A 16,135-nucleotide genomic window follows, 5' to 3' on the forward strand; every position below is an offset into this window, starting at 1 on the left:
TATAATGGGGTTGCTGGGTTTATTAGCCCGGTCAGGCTACCGGGAAGGTTCTGCGGGGCGGGTCTTTCAACAACAATGAAGCTAATGCGTCCTGTGCGTACCGCAACAACAACAACCCTAACAACGATAACAACAATATTGGGTTTCGGTTGGTGGTGTGTTCCGATGACCTGCCTACCCTTCAGAGGGCGCAACCTTCAGGGGTTGAGCTTGCTTCCAGAAATGTCGTGCGATTACGGTTTCACGTCCGAGGAGAAGGCGGCAGGATAGCGCCGGTGGGTCTGGTCTGCGCGTGCAAACGCCAGGCACATATCTAATAACGGGCGCAGCCTGGATTCGCTCCCGCTGGGCCTTTACTCTTTCTCAAGCCTTGGAAGGTTATAAAAGCAGACAGGCTCCATGCGCGCTAAGGAGTGGTGATGAGTTTATTGCTAGAGCGGATTACAATTAATCCTGAGATTAATCACGGACAACCCTGTATTCGTGGGCTGCGTTATCCGGTGGAATTATTGCTGGAATTGCTGAGTTCCGGGATGAGTTACGAAGAAATCCTGTCAGATTACCCAGACCTTGAACGGGAAGATATACTCGCCGCGCTGGAATTTGCCACGCACCTCAGTCGCACCAAACGCATTTTTACCGACATCTCATGAATTTTCTGGTTGATGCTCATCTACCGCGCCGAGTGGCGTACTGGCTTAAAGCGGCAGGGCACCAAGCAATCCACACCCTTGATTTGCCTGAAGGCAATCGCACTACCGACGCTGCGTTAAACAGCCTCTCGCTAGAGAACCAGGCAATCCTTGTGACCAAAGACTCAGACTTTGTAAACTCATTCATTCTACAGCGTCAGCCCTATAAGCTGCTGCTCATTTCTACCGGAAATGTGACTAATAACGTGTTGGAAAGCCTAATTCAGCACAATTTGGCTTTATTGGTCAATCTTTTTGAGAGTCATAATTTCCTAGAACTGACCAGAGATGGGCTGGTTTTACACTCCTGAAATCTCTTTGCTACTCTTTCTCAGGCATTGGAAGGTTCTGAACCAACCGTTTCAGGCTTGCCACCCTGAGCGGAAGAACCTTTGCCTCTCTGTTGCCCGTTTGCGCTGGAGTTACCCGTTTTGGCAGCATCGGAGTTATCCTCCCCCTTCTCGGCTTGGTGCTTCTGCAAATCAGATAGCGCAGTTTGCATCTGTTGCACCCACCCAATCTGTTCGGACTGAAGCGTGTTCTCAGTAATATCCACCAGTTTGTCAATATTAACCTGTTCCGCCTGCTGGTCTGGGGTTAAAGCCACCCACCAATCCCGGATATTCTCCAAACTCTGAGCAGCCCGGTTATACTGCTTGAGGGTATTAGTGACCTGCATATATTCCAAATACGTAGTGATAGCGCCCACCAAGGCGGTTATCACCGGAATAAGCAACTCCTTACTGATTGCCGCTATGACGGTACTGGTTCCACTAAATAAGAAAATAGCCCATTGCAACCTGAAGCGCAGCCTGTCCAGTCCCTTAGCCTTCTTGCGGTAATAAATGCGCTGGTTCTCCAGCCTGAACTCTAGGTATTCTTCTGGCGTGAGGAAGCTAACCCCATCATCGGTGGCGCTGGCTTTCTCCTCCGGCTTTTTCTTCTTCACCTTCGTCTTATCCGGTTCTTGCAAGGAGGAAGTGGTAACCTCGCTCTCCAGCCACTTATGACTAATAGCCTCCAGCATATTTGAGAGATACATCTCAGGAGTAGTGCCGTCCTTCTTTGCTCTCTTGAGACTATAAGAACCGGAGCGAGTGCGGTAGCGGAACATCTCGCGTTTGACCGCATCGGTAGCCGCTCTGACCAATACCCACTTGGAACCCATATTGAAGAAATTTGCCCCGGCAATTAATACCGTCACAATCGCAGGCACTCCCAATACCAGAAAATACAAAGTATCGGTAACCCAACTATCCCACTTGACCTGTTTGGCGAAAGTCTGCAACACTGCAAAGCCTGCCCCAAACACCCCCAATATCAGGATAGCCAATTGCAATAGCTGAAACCTGTTCTTGAAGCGCTCGGCGTTATGGCTGTAGAGCTTGTAACGTTCTTTGGCTTTTTGGATAATCTTCTCTCTGGAAGAGTTTAACTGGAGCATAATTTGCCGTCCGAACTCTTCCGGTGTTTCGGTTAGGTTGAAGAAATGCAAATTACCGTCTGCCACAATCTCCGCTAGCATAGGGTCTTCCACGAAATCCGGTTCGGACTCGACCAGCTCGACCAGCTTGTCCGCTAAATCGCCGCTCCCCTTCACCACAATAATCGGATAGTCGCGCCGGGTGCAAGCCAGAATCTCTCGTTTGGCTATATCATCTCCGCCCACCAAAATTGCCAGCGGCTGCGCCTTATCGGATAAAGTCGCTACCAGATTAATCCGGCTGGCACTCTCATCCCCAGCATTAGCCCCTTTTACCAGAACGAAATGGGAATGGTTGGGTTCGAGCGGCCATTTTCCGTCTTGTGGGGCAGCAATAGGCGGGAGCAGCGCCCTGCCTTCAGGCGCGATACCGAGCATAGGGATTTTGACATTCCGGTCGGCGAAACTTCTGCCCAACAAATCAACCAGCGTGGAAGCAATACCTTCATCCACCAGCGTAACGGACTTACCGGCTGAGAGTTGTGCTACTACACGGGCAAACCCTCGACTGAATAACTGAAACAGGCGCGATTCCAATTGGGGGATAGCCAGGTCGGCATTTCCGAGAACAAGAATAACGTTTGAAGGTGGGTTCAGACTCAAAGCTTCCAGAACCTTGCCCGGTTCATCACCGGGGGTCATTGACAGCAGGAGCGCTTTATTACCGTTGGGAAAAGCAATCGTCTGTGCCGTGCCGGCAGGTGGCGGAGTCTGAGTATCACTCATGGGTTTAGCCTCGCTCTGCAACAAATTGATGCTTTGAAGCGTTGTATGCTGTTTACGCCGAGTAATGGCTGGCATACAAGCAAAAGTTTAATCACCATACTGCTCGACTTTAATATTATGCAAGCGATTCTAGTTTATTGCAACCCGTCAGTTGTACCAAATAAGGTTTTGTGGGAGTAGAAACCTTTACTATACCTCAAGCCATTTATTGACATATAGCGAAGAATACCATAATATGCCGATAGATACCATTTTAGTATGGAGGCACATATTATGGAATTGATGAACTTAAAACAGGCGTGCGATTATCTAGGGGTTACATTGGTAACCCTAAGAAAGTTAATTAACACCGGCAAACTGACCGCTATTCCAGACGAATTGGATAGCAGACAGAAACTCATTAAAAAAAGCGAGTTGGATACATTTTTAGCAAAACGTGGAGGAGCGGAAGCCTATCATCCCGTTTCGGAGGAATTAGAGGGCGTGCTGAAGGCTGCCACCGAAAGTGAAGCCGAGAAATTAATAGACACACACACCTATATGGAAGACATTAAACGCATGGCGGCTGAGATTCTAGCTCAAAAAGAATTTAACCAGCGCCAAAGGGCAAGCGCCTAATAATGCCGCCTATCGTTGACTTTACCAACCGCGCCAAAGAAGACCTACGCCAAATTTTTGAGCATTGGGTAAGAAAATACGAATCGGACACCTATGCCCGGTTATCCGGCACGCTACTAAAGGAAATTGAAAAACTAGCTGAAAACCCAATGTTGAAGCGGAATGTGGAAGGCGCCCCTGAATACATCAAAATGTGGGCTATCATGAACGGAAGCTTTAGGGTCTATTTCGAGCGAATGGACAAAAACGCCATCAAAGTTCTGAGAGTTTACAGCGCTAAACGCATGGAACTACCCCCAGAGGAAATTACCAAACCACTTAGTACCGCCGACTTTACGGCATCAGCGCCGCCGCCCAAACCGCGAAAACCGCAATCTTTCGAGGCTGTGCTAGGCGAAGCGCCGGTCAACAGCGTAGAATACCAGCTATGGCAAGGCGAGGGTATTTTAAGCAGTAGCATAGAGAGCCGGGTAGAATACCTTCAGAACCGCGCCAAACGGACATTATCAGCCGATTACAAGCGGTTGGCGATAGCTTACCTTCAGGACGAACTGGGCAAGCGTAGAAGGGGCGAATAACAGTTATTAGCCGCTCAAGTAGTGAGGAAACGTGAAGTATGGCAATGCGAGCAGGGGCTGAAAGGCTCTACAGTGTAGAAGAATTCGAGAAGTTACCGGAATTTGATAACGGCTACGAATTGCTGGAGGGGAGGCTGGTAAAACTACCGCTGACACACATTAATCACGGGCGTATTATCCGCCGCCTTATTGTCGCGTATTATAACTTTGACCCTAAAGAGCAAATCGGGGAAATGCTAACTGGCGAAGTAAACGTGCGGTTAAGCGATAACCACGCCCCTGCACCGGATATAGCCTTCTGGAAGAGAGAGAACAAACCCGCAGATTCGCTGGGAGCAGCGCCCCGTCCAGATATGGTAGCCGAAGTGTGGTCATCTTCTGATTGGGAGCATCCCACCCAAGCCCGCGCCAAAGCCAAACGCTATATCGAAGCTGGGGTGTTGCTGGTGTGGCTCATAAACCCTAAGCAGCAAAATGCCGAAGTGTACCGACCGGGACAACCGGTGGTGACTATTGGGGAGCAGGGAGAGCTAGACGGTGGGGAGGTAATACCCGGCTTTAGTGTTTCTTTAGTGCCGCTGTTTGAGAATAGGGGCTGAGCAGGAATGAGGAGTAATCACTATGGCATCCCGGCAAAGTACCGTTGATTACATCATCGAACAAATTGCAGCCGCCGGAACAGTCTATGCCAAAAAGATGTTTGGCGAATATGGCATATTTTATGAGGGAAAGATGGTGGCGCTGGTTTGTGACGACCAACTTTTTGTCAAACCTACTGCTGCCGGAAAAGCCTATATCGGTGAATTTGTAGAAGGGATACCGTATCCCGGCGCAAAAGCCTGTCTGCTTATCAGCGGTGACAAATGGGATGACCGTGACTGGTTAGTGCAGCTAATACAAATCACCGCTCCAGCATTACCGCTACCAAAAAAGAAACTCAAGAGACCTAAAGAGTGAGCGCTATTGGAACAAATGGCTGTGGGGTAAGAGAAGGGGCGAATGATGGACAACCTACTGGTAACAATCGAAGCAGACAAATGGGCGGAAGCCGCCATAAGGTGGCTGGAAGCAGCCGAAGCGCGCCGGGGCAGCAAACGCACCAGAAACGAATACGAGGCAAACATGCGCCTGTTCATGGCTTCGGTGAGCAAACACCCCGCTCAGATAACCGGCTCAGATTGCCAGCGCTGGGCGAGTGAGATGCACCAAGCCGGACTGGCCAATGCCACCATCAAAGCTAGACTGGCAGCCGTCTCCAGCTTCTACCGCTTCGCCCAAAGATATGAGGTAACCCCCGGACAATACCTGCACAGCTTCAACCCTGCCAGCGCCGTACAGCGCCCCCATGTCAACCCCTACGAACATGCCCAAGGACTAACCCCCGAACAAGCCAAGGCCCTGCTAAAAGCTTGCGACCGCGCCACCATCAAAGGGTTAAGAGATTACGCCCTACTGGCTTTCTACCTCTACACCGGAAGAAGAAGAAGTGAAATAGCCCGACTGTGCTGGCAAGATATACGACCGGGCAGCGAAGCGGGCAAACTGGAATATCACTACACCGGCAAGGGACACAAAAGCGCTTGGCGCGAAATCCCGCCCCCGGTGTGGAGCGCCCTCCAAAACTACCTCAAAGCGGCGGGTAGACTAGAAACCATGCGCCCCGACAGCCCCCTCTTCGTCGCCACCCAACATCAAGCCGCCGAGGAACGCCCCATCGCCCCCATCACCATCAACCAGATAGTTGACCGCGCCGCTAAGCTGGCCGGACTGGAGCATATAAAAGTACATTCACTCCGGCATACCGCTGCCAAGCTGAGAAGAAGGTCGGGAGCAGACTTGGAAGAGGTCAGCCAATTCCTCGACCATTCCAGCATTGCCACCACCCAGATATATATCAACAGTTTAGAGGCGGTAAAAGACGTCAGTTGGCAGGGGGTAGAGGCGCTAATTGGGGGCTAAAAGTATATAACTAATTAGCGTTTGTTTCATACTTCTATAGCCCTCCATGCTTCAGTAATAAAGAGCCGGGACCAGCACCCGGCCTTTTCTTTTTAAAAACCGTTTTTTATTTTGTTTGTATATGTGATGGTAGCCTCCCAGCATTCAGGGTGATAATAGACGTATAACAATGCAGCGGTACCATCCTCAGATTTACAGTGTGTTTCTAGGCAGATTGAAGCTTCTTCACAAATGATATTCTGGTTACAACCATAACAATCTACCGTTTCTAACAGTTTACCCGGTGGTATTTTCCTAATAACCGTCACCAAGAGTAGCCTCCTTTGACAGTAAACCTTATTTGGGCTTAGTTCTAATGACGGTATAATCAGCGCCGGTTACAAAGCCACCGGCAAAGCTGATAAAAGTTGGTTAACTAGCTTGTGTCAGCCTAAACACCGGCTTGAAGTGCGCTAATATATCGAACGCTTTATTTTCTTTGTTAGTCCACTGCTCAACGATTACGTTGCTTTTGCAAACGGGGCAACTTGAAGGGGGTTCTTGTCTAGGTTTGCCATCTTGACGGGTCTGGCAACGGCTCGACGGGCTGTTAATACTTTGATACAAGTATGGAATAAATCAAAAGTTTTTTCCTCACCCTCCCGGATGATTTTTATATTGAAATCCAATCCAGGTGCAGTTTGTCCTATAAGCTGAATTTCTATGCTTGTCCACCCTTATCTATCGTCTAAGAGCCACATCACAAGGTTTTTTATTGGGGAGGTGTTGCTAACCACTATCATGCTTGCCCCAAAACTCTCAAGTTTCGCAAATCTTCTTCCAAGTCAGCCGTGTCGTAATGAACCGGGATTTGGCGACTGGCGAGTAGATGCTGAAACTGCATGCGGTTAAGCTGTGCTAAATGGGCAGCTTGGGCAAGGGTTAATTTGCCCTTCTGGAAAAGCAATATAGCTATTTCCTGCGCCATTTCTGCTTCGCTCATTCCGGTGGCGCGTATCAGCTCATCGGATATTTCAATGCTCATTTCCGTTTACCTCTTCTCTACTTCCTTTGAGTGGCATCCTGCCTTTATATGGTAAGACCTGCGTTAGTTGCCGTCAATGCCCCTCCACCAGCGCGATTCCCTCATCCGTCTTCAGAGAATAACTCTTTCAAGCAGTTCCAGTTTTGTTGCATATTTTGAAATTTCTTTAACATTTAACTTGCTTAAAACTGTTTCGCCTAACCTATTGAAAAACACTTTGACATAACTTACAATCTATTATAGTACATTAATTCTCATGATTCGTATTTAAGGAAATACGATGGTTTTTCTCGTAAATGTGACTTGTCTGGTGAAAACACCGCCAGAAATAAATAGGAATAAGAAAATATTTTGAACCAGGCACTCCTAACCGAGTAGCACCTTTTTTTGTATATTTTTGATGAGTTGAAAACTTTGGATTAGTAAAAGGTCTTCTTGAGAATTGGAACCTATATTGCTTTGGCAAGTAATATCAGTTTATGAAGCAAATCAGCGTATAGTATAAACCTAGATTCCACAAAGTGTTCTGTTCAAGCTGATAAGTAACTGCATTATAAAACAATAGCCCTTTAAAAGGGGGGCTAATCTATTTCATACGTGGACCAATTCTCTAGTCTATCTAAATACTGGAAAAAACCGCTGACTTATAGTTCGAAATTTTGTCAACGGTTATTGATATTAAGTGGACTTTGGGGTTATTATACAATACTCAAATATTGAATACAATCCTCAAAGCCTTCAAAATATATGGAGGTCGTGATGGAAGGAAATTACAATGCCGCTTTATTCAAGAGCCATCTTGCTTTTCTGGGTCTGCCAGAAGACTATAATAGACATTTTAAGAAGTGGACACCCTTAGATCCCCAAACTGGTTGCCCCAAATTGGATAGCACAGGCAACGTCAAAACCGCGCTATGTGTAGCAAAACCGCATACCGCCAGTGTACATGCCGAGGCAGTCTGGACCCAAATTAACCAGAGTTCTGAACTGAATAAGAGCGGCAATCCCAAAAAGCCATTTAACAAATCAATCGAAGTTGTTTCGAACCTGCAAATTGACTTCGAAGACCCTAAAAACCCAGAAAAAGTAAAAGAATTCGGACTTGCTTTTGGCAAGAAAGTATCTGCCTTATTGGGCTATCCCGAAGAGTTGCCGGTTTTGGATTCCGGCGCTGGTTGTCATATTGAATTCCCGATTAATTCGATTATCACGGCTGATTTTTGCGGTGGTGACTTGGTTAATCAGGCGGTAAGGCAAGTAATCGAAAAACTCATAAAGCCCCTCTTTGACGAAACGGCACAGGAGTTTTGTTTGACCGGAACTATAAAGTTGGAAGGCTTTGATATTTCACGTATTCTATCTTTAGCTGGAACATTCCGCCCACCTAACCCAAAGAAGGATATCGAGGGCAGGGCCTTTCTGGCGCAAGGCTACGCTCGTAAATGGCTTAACTATGACGAAACCAACCCGCCGAAACGCTGGGAGAATGAACAGCTTACCCGCTTAATCCTGGAAGAAATCGAGGAAATCAAACGCGAAGAAAGCCAGAAACAAGCCCAAAAGGAAACTCGAAAAAAGGCCGATGTGACCAGTGCTAGTGGTATAGTTGGACTTCACACAAAAGACTTGAAATACTTTCTGGCTTGGCTACAGAAGCAAGCCGCAACTATGCCAATAACCGGCGATAGGTCAAAGAACTTCTATCGGCTTATAGATAGAGCGTGGAGAGCAACCCAAAACGAAGCTTTGATAGGTGAAAACGCCGACTTTATAGACCAATTGACCGGTGGTAAATACACCTCGCAGAGGTCTAATACAGAGGTTGAGGTTAAAAGAGCGCTTCAACGGATTGTAGCAAGCTGGAAAGCAAAGAAACATAAAGAAGCACGTGCCAGACTAGATACGCTGGCAGGGGTGAAAGTTGATAAACGTTATAATACTGCCTTTATGCCAGATATTGAACTTACTAAAGCTGTGACTATGCTTAAATCTGGCAAGGGAACTGGTAAGACTGAAGCTGCTGCTCGGTTAATAGCCAGTTTGCCAAAAACTGCCAAGGTTCTTTGTATTTCACATTTGCTACCGTACACAATTAGAAATCCTCTAAAAGAAAAGGGATAAAGGCGACTGGTAAGGGTAAATGTTCATTCAAAAAATGCTCAAGCAGGTTCAAACCTAAATTGAACAGGCTCAAATCCAGTCGTTCGGTGCGATGAATGACCCGGTTCCAGCCTTCAGCTAAAGCTATCGTACCCAGATGTACAATCCAAAGATAAGCCAGACAAGCCGCTAACAATAACCTTTCTAGCCGTTTAGGGTCATCCAAATGGCTCTTGTCCAGCCGAAACCCTCGGCTCTTGCTATCGGAAAAGAAGGTTTCAATCCTAAACCTCTTTTTGTAGTACCGGATTGCTTCCTGGGCTAGAGCCAAATTACTCACCAGATAAAGTGGCTCACGGTAAGGCTTTTGCCAGACCGCTATGACCAGTACTGGTCCGTACTCGTGTTTGCTGAATGCTACGCCGCTCTGACTCACTACCTGACCAGGCTGAACCCCTAACTTACTGATGGCATAATGAGCTTGTTCATCCAACCAGACCTGGCTATTTTTAGCAGTACGACAGACATACTGCCAACCGTAATAATCTAACCGTCTTAACAAACGACAGCCATCGAATTCACCATCACCCAAAAAGACTACTTGGCTACCAGACGGAACCAACGAGTGAACTTGCTTTAACAATCTGATGTGCAAAGCTTGAGCTAAATGTCCCTTTTTAGCCTTAACCACCAACCAACCCAAAGGTAAAGCCCGCCCCTGATATACTACACTGATTACTAAGCCCATTCCACCAGCACCAACCTGACTGCCATCTATCACCAGTACCAGTGGACAATGACACAGGCTACTCAGCAATTGTTTGGCGAAAGGAGCATACACCACTTTTTGGTTAAAGTTATCATTTTTGAGCAATCGGCGCATTCGGATGATGCGGCTTTCCCGTTTAGTTTTATCTGGCACTTTGGCGGCGATATTAGGCAACGCACTATGCCGACTACCTACAATCCCACTGATCACCATCGCTAGAATTGTTAAATATTGTAATTCGCGCCCCTGCGCTTGTGGGTGGAGTTGCAACAATTGCTGTTTTATGGCACGATGTCGGCGAAGGTTGTCACTCATTTTGGTATCCTTTTGCTTTCTACTTTGGTCGGTAAGAAAACTACAGTTTACCACTCTGCCTCAACCTTCTCCTCCTTTTCCTCTCCTTTATATCTGTACGGTAGCAAAATTTCACATAGGGTTATTCTTACTCAAGAACTAAGCCGCCGGTTTGGTCTGGAGAATTATCTAGATTTCCGAGAAGAGGGTATTATGCAACAGCGCGAATTATCTGACGCGCCTCGCTTGTCAATCACGGTTGATAGCCTCCAGCATTTAATCAATTTGGGTTCTTCCAGAGATTTGCTTATCCTTGACGAAGTAACACAAATTCTCAGGTATTTAACGTTTTCCAAAACACTTTCTAAGTCGCGCCGAATCGTCCGGGTAGCCTTTGAAGCCTTAATAAGAAATGCTCATAAGGTGCTGGTTATGGATGCCGACCTTGACAAAGTAACTTATGACTACCTTTGTGGATTGAAGGGAAAAAAAAATATTGAGGTCGTGGTAAATGACTTCGTGCCTGAAAAGAATATTCCGCTTTACTCTTTTGAGAAGAAAACCGAGTTGTTATCCCATATGTGCCATATCTTAAGGATTGGTGGCAAGATTTACTTTGCCTGTAATTCAAAGAGTGAAGTTGTCATACAAACCGCAATTATTAAAGCACAATTCCCGAACTTGCGGGTAATGTCTATCACTAGCGACAACTCAAATGAAGAAGCAATTCGAGAGTTTGCAAAAAACCTGAATGAGAATGTAATTGATTACGATATTCTTTTAGCCTCACCAAGCATTGGAACTGGCTGTGATATTTCGGTAGAGCATTTTGATTATACCTTCGTAATAGGAGCAAGGCGGTCCACTAATCACCGTGATTTATTGCAGCATATGAGCCGTAATCGGAAGGCAAAGGCTATTTTTTGCTGGATAGATCCGACTGAAGAAAACCACCCAATCGACCCCGAATACTACCGCAAAGAGTGTGTTGAAAGAGCCGTAGATACTGGCTTGATTGTCGGTTACGATGTTCAAGGCAGACGAATACCCGCCGCTATAGAACAGCGTCAGCTCAAACTATACGGTGCGTATAAGGCGCAGGATGCTATCAGCCACAACAAACTTGCTGAAAACTTTTATCTCCAGGCAGAACTCGAAGGCTACCAGGTAAAAGAGTGCACTGCCGAAGTCGAAACGCTTGAATACTCTAAAGCCCGAACTCAGACCAAGGGAATCATAAAAGAGAAGGGAATCCAGGCTGTTCTTGACGCGCCGGACCTTGAAATGAGGGATGTCCAGAAACTAAAACGTAGGGAAAACGGTCTGTCCAGAAGCGAACGTGTTACTTTGGAAAGAAACAAGATAAAAGACTTTTACAAAGAAACACCGACTAAGGATTTGCTTGAATATGACCGAGAGGGCAAAACTCGCATTTCGATTTTCAATCTTGCCTTACTGCTTGGCTACCGAGACTCCTTAGAACTTGATGATAAAGATATGTTGAATACTGACAGGCTGATTACAGATTTTACTGGCTATACGCTTGCAACATACCGGCGAATTGAAATATTAAAGCAATTTTGTGTTTTAGACGATGACGGTTATTTTACTTTCGATAAAGAATTTTGTGCTAAAGACTTGTCCCAAGCGGTGCGCTGGACACTCAAAAATAAGCTTCTAATCCGGCGCGACCTAGGGCTATATCTACACCGCGATTTTCCAGATAAGCCAGTGCAATTTCTAGCAGAAGTATTACAGCAGGTAGGAATAAAGCTAAAACACCGGAGGTTTGGCAAGCGTGGCAAGCAGGTTTATTACTACAGGTTGGACAGGGAAAGTTTCGATAAAGCTTTGAAGTATGCCGAGAGGCTACAATTAGAGGCACAGCGTGATTGCGCTAGCAGCACACATACCTGTGTAGTCGACCCTTATGTATATATATATAATAATCGTGTTGACTACAAAAGAGACACAGCGTGATTGCGCTAGCAGCACACATACCTGTGTAGTCGACCCTTATGTATATATATATAATAATCGTGTTGACTACAAAAGAGACACAGGTCAACTTTGCCTCGCTGAGACAAGACTACCAGCATGTACAGCACGCTTATAGACACACCTAGGTGTTACTCAGGCGCCCCCGCGTTTTGACTTATGCTTGAGACTGGCGAGCATCTGGAAATCAAACAATCTCAACTCCAGCACGATTGTTGGTGTTTGAGATTGTTTGCATCATTTTTGCATATGCCATTACCCCCGAACAGATTCAGTTCGTGTTAAAGCCTGCCAGAAGACACTAAGACAATACAACCTAGAATTTATGATGTACTTAAAAGCTTATTCAACTCTAATTAGAAGTAATTGTCATTGTAATGTTTTAATGTTAAATTGTTAGCATACCAAAAGGCTAATCTTCTGTAACATGCCAGAAGTATCCCCAATATAGCCTATCCCTGAGTGAAGCTGGTTAAATCGGGTTTGCAGTAAAAGTTGTAATGTTGGCGATTTAGCGTTGAACAGAAGGATAGCCCGTGCCCAAAGTCTTTGATAACATCGAACTACATCTTGACCGTCCTTACGCGACACTTTTGCATCCATTCCAAAAGCCTTCAGAGCAGATTTTTGGGTGTGCTAATTCCAACATGCAAATTAGTGTGTAGTGCTACCCTATAACGAGTTGTGCAACAAAATTCCCCTGAAATTCATGGCGAACTTTGTTGTGTCAGTGGGAATATTATTTAATAGAGGATGAGCCTCTTTTCCAAGAGGCTCATAAACAGATTCATAGAAACTACCAACATGTTGAAAAACGGTTTTGCTATTTACACACTACGAGTCTTACAACCTGAAAGAATGAAACTAAACAATTGCACAGGAATCCAGCCGCGATGAAGCAAGTTGTAATCGAGAATCCTATCCTCAATTCCCCTTTCTCCGAGCCGAAGCGCCACTTTAGGTTCGACGAACGCGGTATCACCGACGAAATTTTAGAAAAGCGCCGCCCCAGTTCCTACTTCATCCCTATCCCCAAGCCCAAAGGTAAGGCTAAAGGACAGACCTCTATGGATTACATGGAGGGTTGGATTGAAGAGCGCGAAAAGAAGAACGACAATATCAATCGCTTGCGAGAGCGGGTGAAGATATGGCGACAGGGGAACTACACCGGCGTTACGGCTACCACTCGCCGCTTGCTGGAATACTGGACTAACCCAGACCGCGAGAAAAAACTCTTTTTCTGCCAGATTGAAGCGCTGGAGACTGCCATCTATATCGCCGAAGTTGCCACTAAATACGGTGATAGTTGGGTGGTTGAGCAGTGGCTTAAAGAGCAGAACGCCGTAGCTAACCCCAAGCTGTTCCGTCTCGCTTTCAAAATGGCTACCGGTAGCGGAAAGACGGTGGTGATGGGAATGCTCATTAGCTGGCAAGCGCTTAATAAGCTCGCTAACCCACAGGATAGCCGATTCTCTGACACCTTCCTGATTGTCACGCCTGGTATCACCATCAAAGACCGCTTGCGGGTATTGCTACCCAACGATCCGCAGAACTACTACCGACAACGCGATTTACTCCCCCCTGACCTGATGGAGCAGTTGCACAAAGCCAAGTTGGTAATCACCAACTTCCACTCCTTCAAGCTGAGAGAACACACCGATGCTGGAGCGCTCACCAAGAGCATTCTCAAGCAGGGGCAGGCGAGCAGCCCCTTCACCGAAACACCCGATCAGATGGTGCGAAGGGTTTGCCGGGAGCTTGGCACCAAAAAGAATGTCATCGTTATCAACGACGAGGCACACCACTGTTACCGCCGTAAGCCGGATGATGGGGGCGAAGCTCTAAAGGGCGATGAGAGAAAAGAGGCAGAGAAACGCGAAGAGGAAGCCCGTATCTGGATTTCAGGGCTGGAAGCTGTGAAAGAGAAGCTGGGCGTGAAGATGGTGTACGACCTCTCCGCTACCCCCTTCTTTCTGAAAGGTTCGGGCTACCCGGAGGGCACACTCTTTGGTTGGGTGGTTTCGGACTTCTCGCTGATTGATGCAATCGAATGCGGGATTGTGAAAGTGCCGAGGGTGCCGGTAGCGGACGACTCAATGACCGGTGAGCAGCCGACCTATCGTGACCTCTGGCTACGCATCCGAGAGGGGCTGCCCAAGAAGGGGCGTGGCACTCGCGATGAGAGCGAAGGGGCTGACCCGATTCTGCCGCTGGAACTGGAAGGGGCGCTGCAAAGCCTCTATACCAACTACGAAAAGTATTACGCCTTGTGGAAAGCAGCGGAAGGGGCTGACCAGACTCCCCCGGTGATGATTGTGGTCTGCAATAACACTAACGTTTCCAAACTGGTGTACGACAAAATAGCCGGTTACGAGAAAACCCTACCCAACGGGCAGAAGGCGCTGGTGCCGGGCAAGTACGCGATTTTCAGCAATGTTTCGGACGAACGCTGGTTGGCACGCCCCAACACCATCCTGATTGATAGTGAGCAACTGGAGTCGGGTGAGGCGATGAGCGCCGACTTCAAGAAGATTGCCAGTCGTGAGATTGAGGAGTTCAAGGAAGATTATCGCCAGCGCTTCCCAGGACGCAATGCCGATGAGTTGACCGATGAAGATTTGCTGCGGGAAGTGATGAATACGGTGGGTAAGCCCGGCAAGTTGGGCGAGCAGGTCAAATGTGTGATATCGGTTTCGATGCTGACAGAGGGATGGGATGCCAACACTGTAACCCATATTCTGGGAGTGCGGGCTTTCGGGACGCAACTTTTGTGTGAGCAGGTGGTGGGGCGAGGCTTGCGCCGCCGCAGTTACCAGACTAATGCGGAAGGCTTTTTCGAGCCGGAATACGCCGAGGTTTACGGTGTGCCATTCTCCTTTATTCCCTGTGCCGGAACCGAGCAGGTTGTCCAGAGTGGCAAAACTGTCACTCGTGTGCGGGCGTTAGAGAATCGGCTAGAGTGCGAAATCTCTTTCCCGCGACTGACCGGCTACCGATACGCCATAGCCACCGAAAAGCTGAAATACAAGTTCAGTGAGGACTCGGCGATGGCGCTTTCCACTGCCGATGTACCCACCAAAACCGAGATGCAGTCCATTGTGGGCGAAAGCGAAGTTCACAATCTCGATCCTCTACTAAAACGTCGGGAGCAAGAGGTTGTCTTTAAGTTAGCTCACGAAGTATTGAGACACTATTTTCCGGCAGATAAAGAGGAAAGCAACTTATCGGTTAAATTCTGGCTGTTTCCGCAACTGCTGGAAATAACCCGCCACTGGCTGAAAGAATGTGTCCATTTCAAAGCCAATACCTTCCCTCAGCTACTTTTGCTGGATCAGCATTCTTACAATGCCCGCGACAAAATCTATCAGGCAATTGTGGGGGCTGAGGAGGGCGAGAAGCAGCTTCAGCCGGTGTTGCGCCCTTACGATACGGTTAGCTCTACCCGCTACGTGGATTTTGACACCACTCGCCCGGTTTACGCCACCCACCCCCAGAAGTGCCACATCTCGCATGTGGTCTGCGACACCCAAAGCTGGGAGCAGAAATTGGCGCAGGTGCTGGAAGATATGCCGGAGGTGGTGTGCTACGTCAAGAATCAGGGTTTGAACTTCACTATTCCCTATACCATTGACGGGGTAGAGCGGCAATATCTACCCGATTTCGTGGTGCACTATAACGACCGGAATAACCCACAGGATTTGCTGAACCTGATACTGGAAGTATCCGGGGAACCGCGTAAGGATAAAGCCGCCAAAGTAGCGACTGCTCGTAACCTGTGGGTTCCGGCAGTAAATAATCACGGTGGCTATGGACGCTGGGCTTTTATCCAGATTACCGACCCTTGGGATGCTGAGAATACCATTCGATCAGTGTTTAAGTTAGAGAAGGAATAAT

Annotated in this window: 13 protein-coding genes; 10 read left to right on the top strand and 3 right to left on the bottom strand. The window is 47.4% G+C overall.

What is annotated here, in order from left to right; genetic code table 11:
* Positions 1 to 416 precede the first annotated feature (416 nt).
* Positions 417 to 653 carry a DUF433 domain-containing protein gene (locus tag OZ401_RS25630; protein ID WP_341472295.1) on the top strand — a complete coding sequence of 79 codons (237 nt, stop codon included), beginning with the start codon at positions 417 to 419 and terminating at the stop codon, positions 651 to 653.
* Positions 650 to 1,003, top strand: a complete 354-nt coding sequence (locus OZ401_RS25635) for a DUF5615 family PIN-like protein (RefSeq protein ID WP_341472296.1) — start codon at positions 650 to 652, stop codon at positions 1,001 to 1,003. The genes OZ401_RS25630 and OZ401_RS25635 overlap by 4 nt, the downstream gene beginning before the upstream one ends.
* Positions 1,004 to 1,023: 20 nt before the next feature.
* On the opposite strand, the gene OZ401_RS25640 is transcribed toward OZ401_RS25635, so the two are convergent.
* Positions 1,024 to 2,901 carry a DUF4231 domain-containing protein gene (locus OZ401_RS25640; protein ID WP_341472297.1) on the bottom strand — a complete coding sequence of 626 codons (1,878 nt, stop codon included), beginning with the start codon at positions 2,899 to 2,901 and terminating at the stop codon, positions 1,024 to 1,026.
* Between the two features lie 273 nt (positions 2,902 to 3,174).
* Between OZ401_RS25640 and OZ401_RS25645 the strand changes: the two genes are divergently transcribed.
* Genes OZ401_RS25645 through OZ401_RS25665 form a run of 5 tightly spaced genes read left to right on the top strand, consistent with a single transcriptional unit; the run spans position 3,175 to position 6,056 of the window.
* Positions 3,175 to 3,519 (top strand): helix-turn-helix domain-containing protein, encoded by a 345-nt coding sequence (locus OZ401_RS25645; protein WP_341472298.1) that lies wholly within the window; start codon positions 3,175 to 3,177, stop codon positions 3,517 to 3,519.
* 2 nt (positions 3,520 to 3,521) lie between these two features.
* Positions 3,522 to 4,097 carry a type II toxin-antitoxin system RelE/ParE family toxin gene (locus OZ401_RS25650; RefSeq protein ID WP_341472299.1) on the top strand — a complete coding sequence of 192 codons (576 nt, stop codon included), beginning with the start codon at positions 3,522 to 3,524 and terminating at the stop codon, positions 4,095 to 4,097.
* Between the two features lie 38 nt (positions 4,098 to 4,135).
* Entirely contained in the window at positions 4,136 to 4,696 is a 561-nt protein-coding gene (locus tag OZ401_RS25655) for a Uma2 family endonuclease (protein ID WP_341472300.1), read from the top strand.
* A gap of 22 nt (positions 4,697 to 4,718) precedes the next feature.
* The gene (locus OZ401_RS25660) at positions 4,719 to 5,054 is read left to right on the top strand and encodes a TfoX/Sxy family protein (RefSeq protein ID WP_341472301.1); all 336 of its coding nucleotides are present in this window, start codon (positions 4,719 to 4,721) and stop codon (positions 5,052 to 5,054) included.
* Between the two features lie 42 nt (positions 5,055 to 5,096).
* The gene (locus OZ401_RS25665; protein ID WP_341472302.1) at positions 5,097 to 6,056 is read left to right on the top strand and encodes a tyrosine-type recombinase/integrase; all 960 of its coding nucleotides are present in this window, start codon (positions 5,097 to 5,099) and stop codon (positions 6,054 to 6,056) included.
* 778 nt (positions 6,057 to 6,834) lie between these two features.
* On the opposite strand, the gene OZ401_RS25670 is transcribed toward OZ401_RS25665, so the two are convergent.
* Complete coding sequence (locus OZ401_RS25670; protein ID WP_341472303.1) at positions 6,835 to 7,080, bottom strand: UPF0175 family protein; 246 nt, start codon at positions 7,078 to 7,080, stop codon at positions 6,835 to 6,837.
* A gap of 759 nt (positions 7,081 to 7,839) precedes the next feature.
* Here OZ401_RS25670 and OZ401_RS25675 point away from each other — a divergent pair.
* The gene (locus tag OZ401_RS25675) at positions 7,840 to 9,201 is read left to right on the top strand and encodes a hypothetical protein (RefSeq protein WP_341472304.1); all 1,362 of its coding nucleotides are present in this window, start codon (positions 7,840 to 7,842) and stop codon (positions 9,199 to 9,201) included.
* On the opposite strand, the gene OZ401_RS25680 is transcribed toward OZ401_RS25675, so the two are convergent.
* Entirely contained in the window at positions 9,173 to 10,264 is a 1,092-nt protein-coding gene (locus tag OZ401_RS25680) for an IS4 family transposase (RefSeq protein ID WP_341467879.1), read from the bottom strand. The genes OZ401_RS25675 and OZ401_RS25680 overlap by 29 nt on opposite strands.
* On the opposite strand from OZ401_RS25680, the gene OZ401_RS25685 reads away from it, so the two are divergent.
* Complete coding sequence (locus OZ401_RS25685) at positions 10,241 to 12,223, top strand: plasmid replication protein, CyRepA1 family (RefSeq protein ID WP_341472329.1); 1,983 nt, start codon at positions 10,241 to 10,243, stop codon at positions 12,221 to 12,223. The genes OZ401_RS25680 and OZ401_RS25685 overlap by 24 nt on opposite strands.
* A 911-nt stretch (positions 12,224 to 13,134) precedes the next feature.
* Entirely contained in the window at positions 13,135 to 16,134 is a 3,000-nt protein-coding gene (locus tag OZ401_RS25690; protein ID WP_341472305.1) for a BPTD_3080 family restriction endonuclease, read from the top strand.
* The last annotated feature ends 1 nt before the right edge of the window (position 16,135 follow it).

Source organism: Candidatus Chlorohelix allophototropha (assembly GCF_030389965.1).
GTDB classification, from domain to species: Bacteria; Chloroflexota; Chloroflexia; order Chloroheliales; family Chloroheliaceae; genus Chlorohelix; species Chlorohelix allophototropha.

Bases quoted from the DNA above. Each gene is read 5' to 3' on its own strand.
- OZ401_RS25635 (WP_341472296.1), top strand. From the start codon at position 650: ATGAATTTTCTGGTTGATGCTCATCTACCGCGCCGAGTGGCGTACTGG.
- OZ401_RS25640 (WP_341472297.1), bottom strand. From the start codon at position 2,901: ATGAGTGATACTCAGACTCCGCCACCTGCCGGCACGGCACAGACGATT.
- OZ401_RS25645 (WP_341472298.1), top strand. From the start codon at position 3,175: ATGGAATTGATGAACTTAAAACAGGCGTGCGATTATCTAGGGGTTACA.
- OZ401_RS25650 (WP_341472299.1), top strand. From the start codon at position 3,522: ATGCCGCCTATCGTTGACTTTACCAACCGCGCCAAAGAAGACCTACGC.
- OZ401_RS25655 (WP_341472300.1), top strand. From the start codon at position 4,136: ATGGCAATGCGAGCAGGGGCTGAAAGGCTCTACAGTGTAGAAGAATTC.
- OZ401_RS25660 (WP_341472301.1), top strand. From the start codon at position 4,719: ATGGCATCCCGGCAAAGTACCGTTGATTACATCATCGAACAAATTGCA.
- OZ401_RS25665 (WP_341472302.1), top strand. From the start codon at position 5,097: ATGATGGACAACCTACTGGTAACAATCGAAGCAGACAAATGGGCGGAA.
- OZ401_RS25670 (WP_341472303.1), bottom strand. From the start codon at position 7,080: ATGAGCATTGAAATATCCGATGAGCTGATACGCGCCACCGGAATGAGC.
- OZ401_RS25675 (WP_341472304.1), top strand. From the start codon at position 7,840: ATGGAAGGAAATTACAATGCCGCTTTATTCAAGAGCCATCTTGCTTTT.
- OZ401_RS25685 (WP_341472329.1), top strand. From the start codon at position 10,241: ATGTCGGCGAAGGTTGTCACTCATTTTGGTATCCTTTTGCTTTCTACT.
- OZ401_RS25680 (WP_341467879.1), bottom strand. From the start codon at position 10,264: ATGAGTGACAACCTTCGCCGACATCGTGCCATAAAACAGCAATTGTTG.
- OZ401_RS25690 (WP_341472305.1), top strand. From the start codon at position 13,135: ATGAAGCAAGTTGTAATCGAGAATCCTATCCTCAATTCCCCTTTCTCC.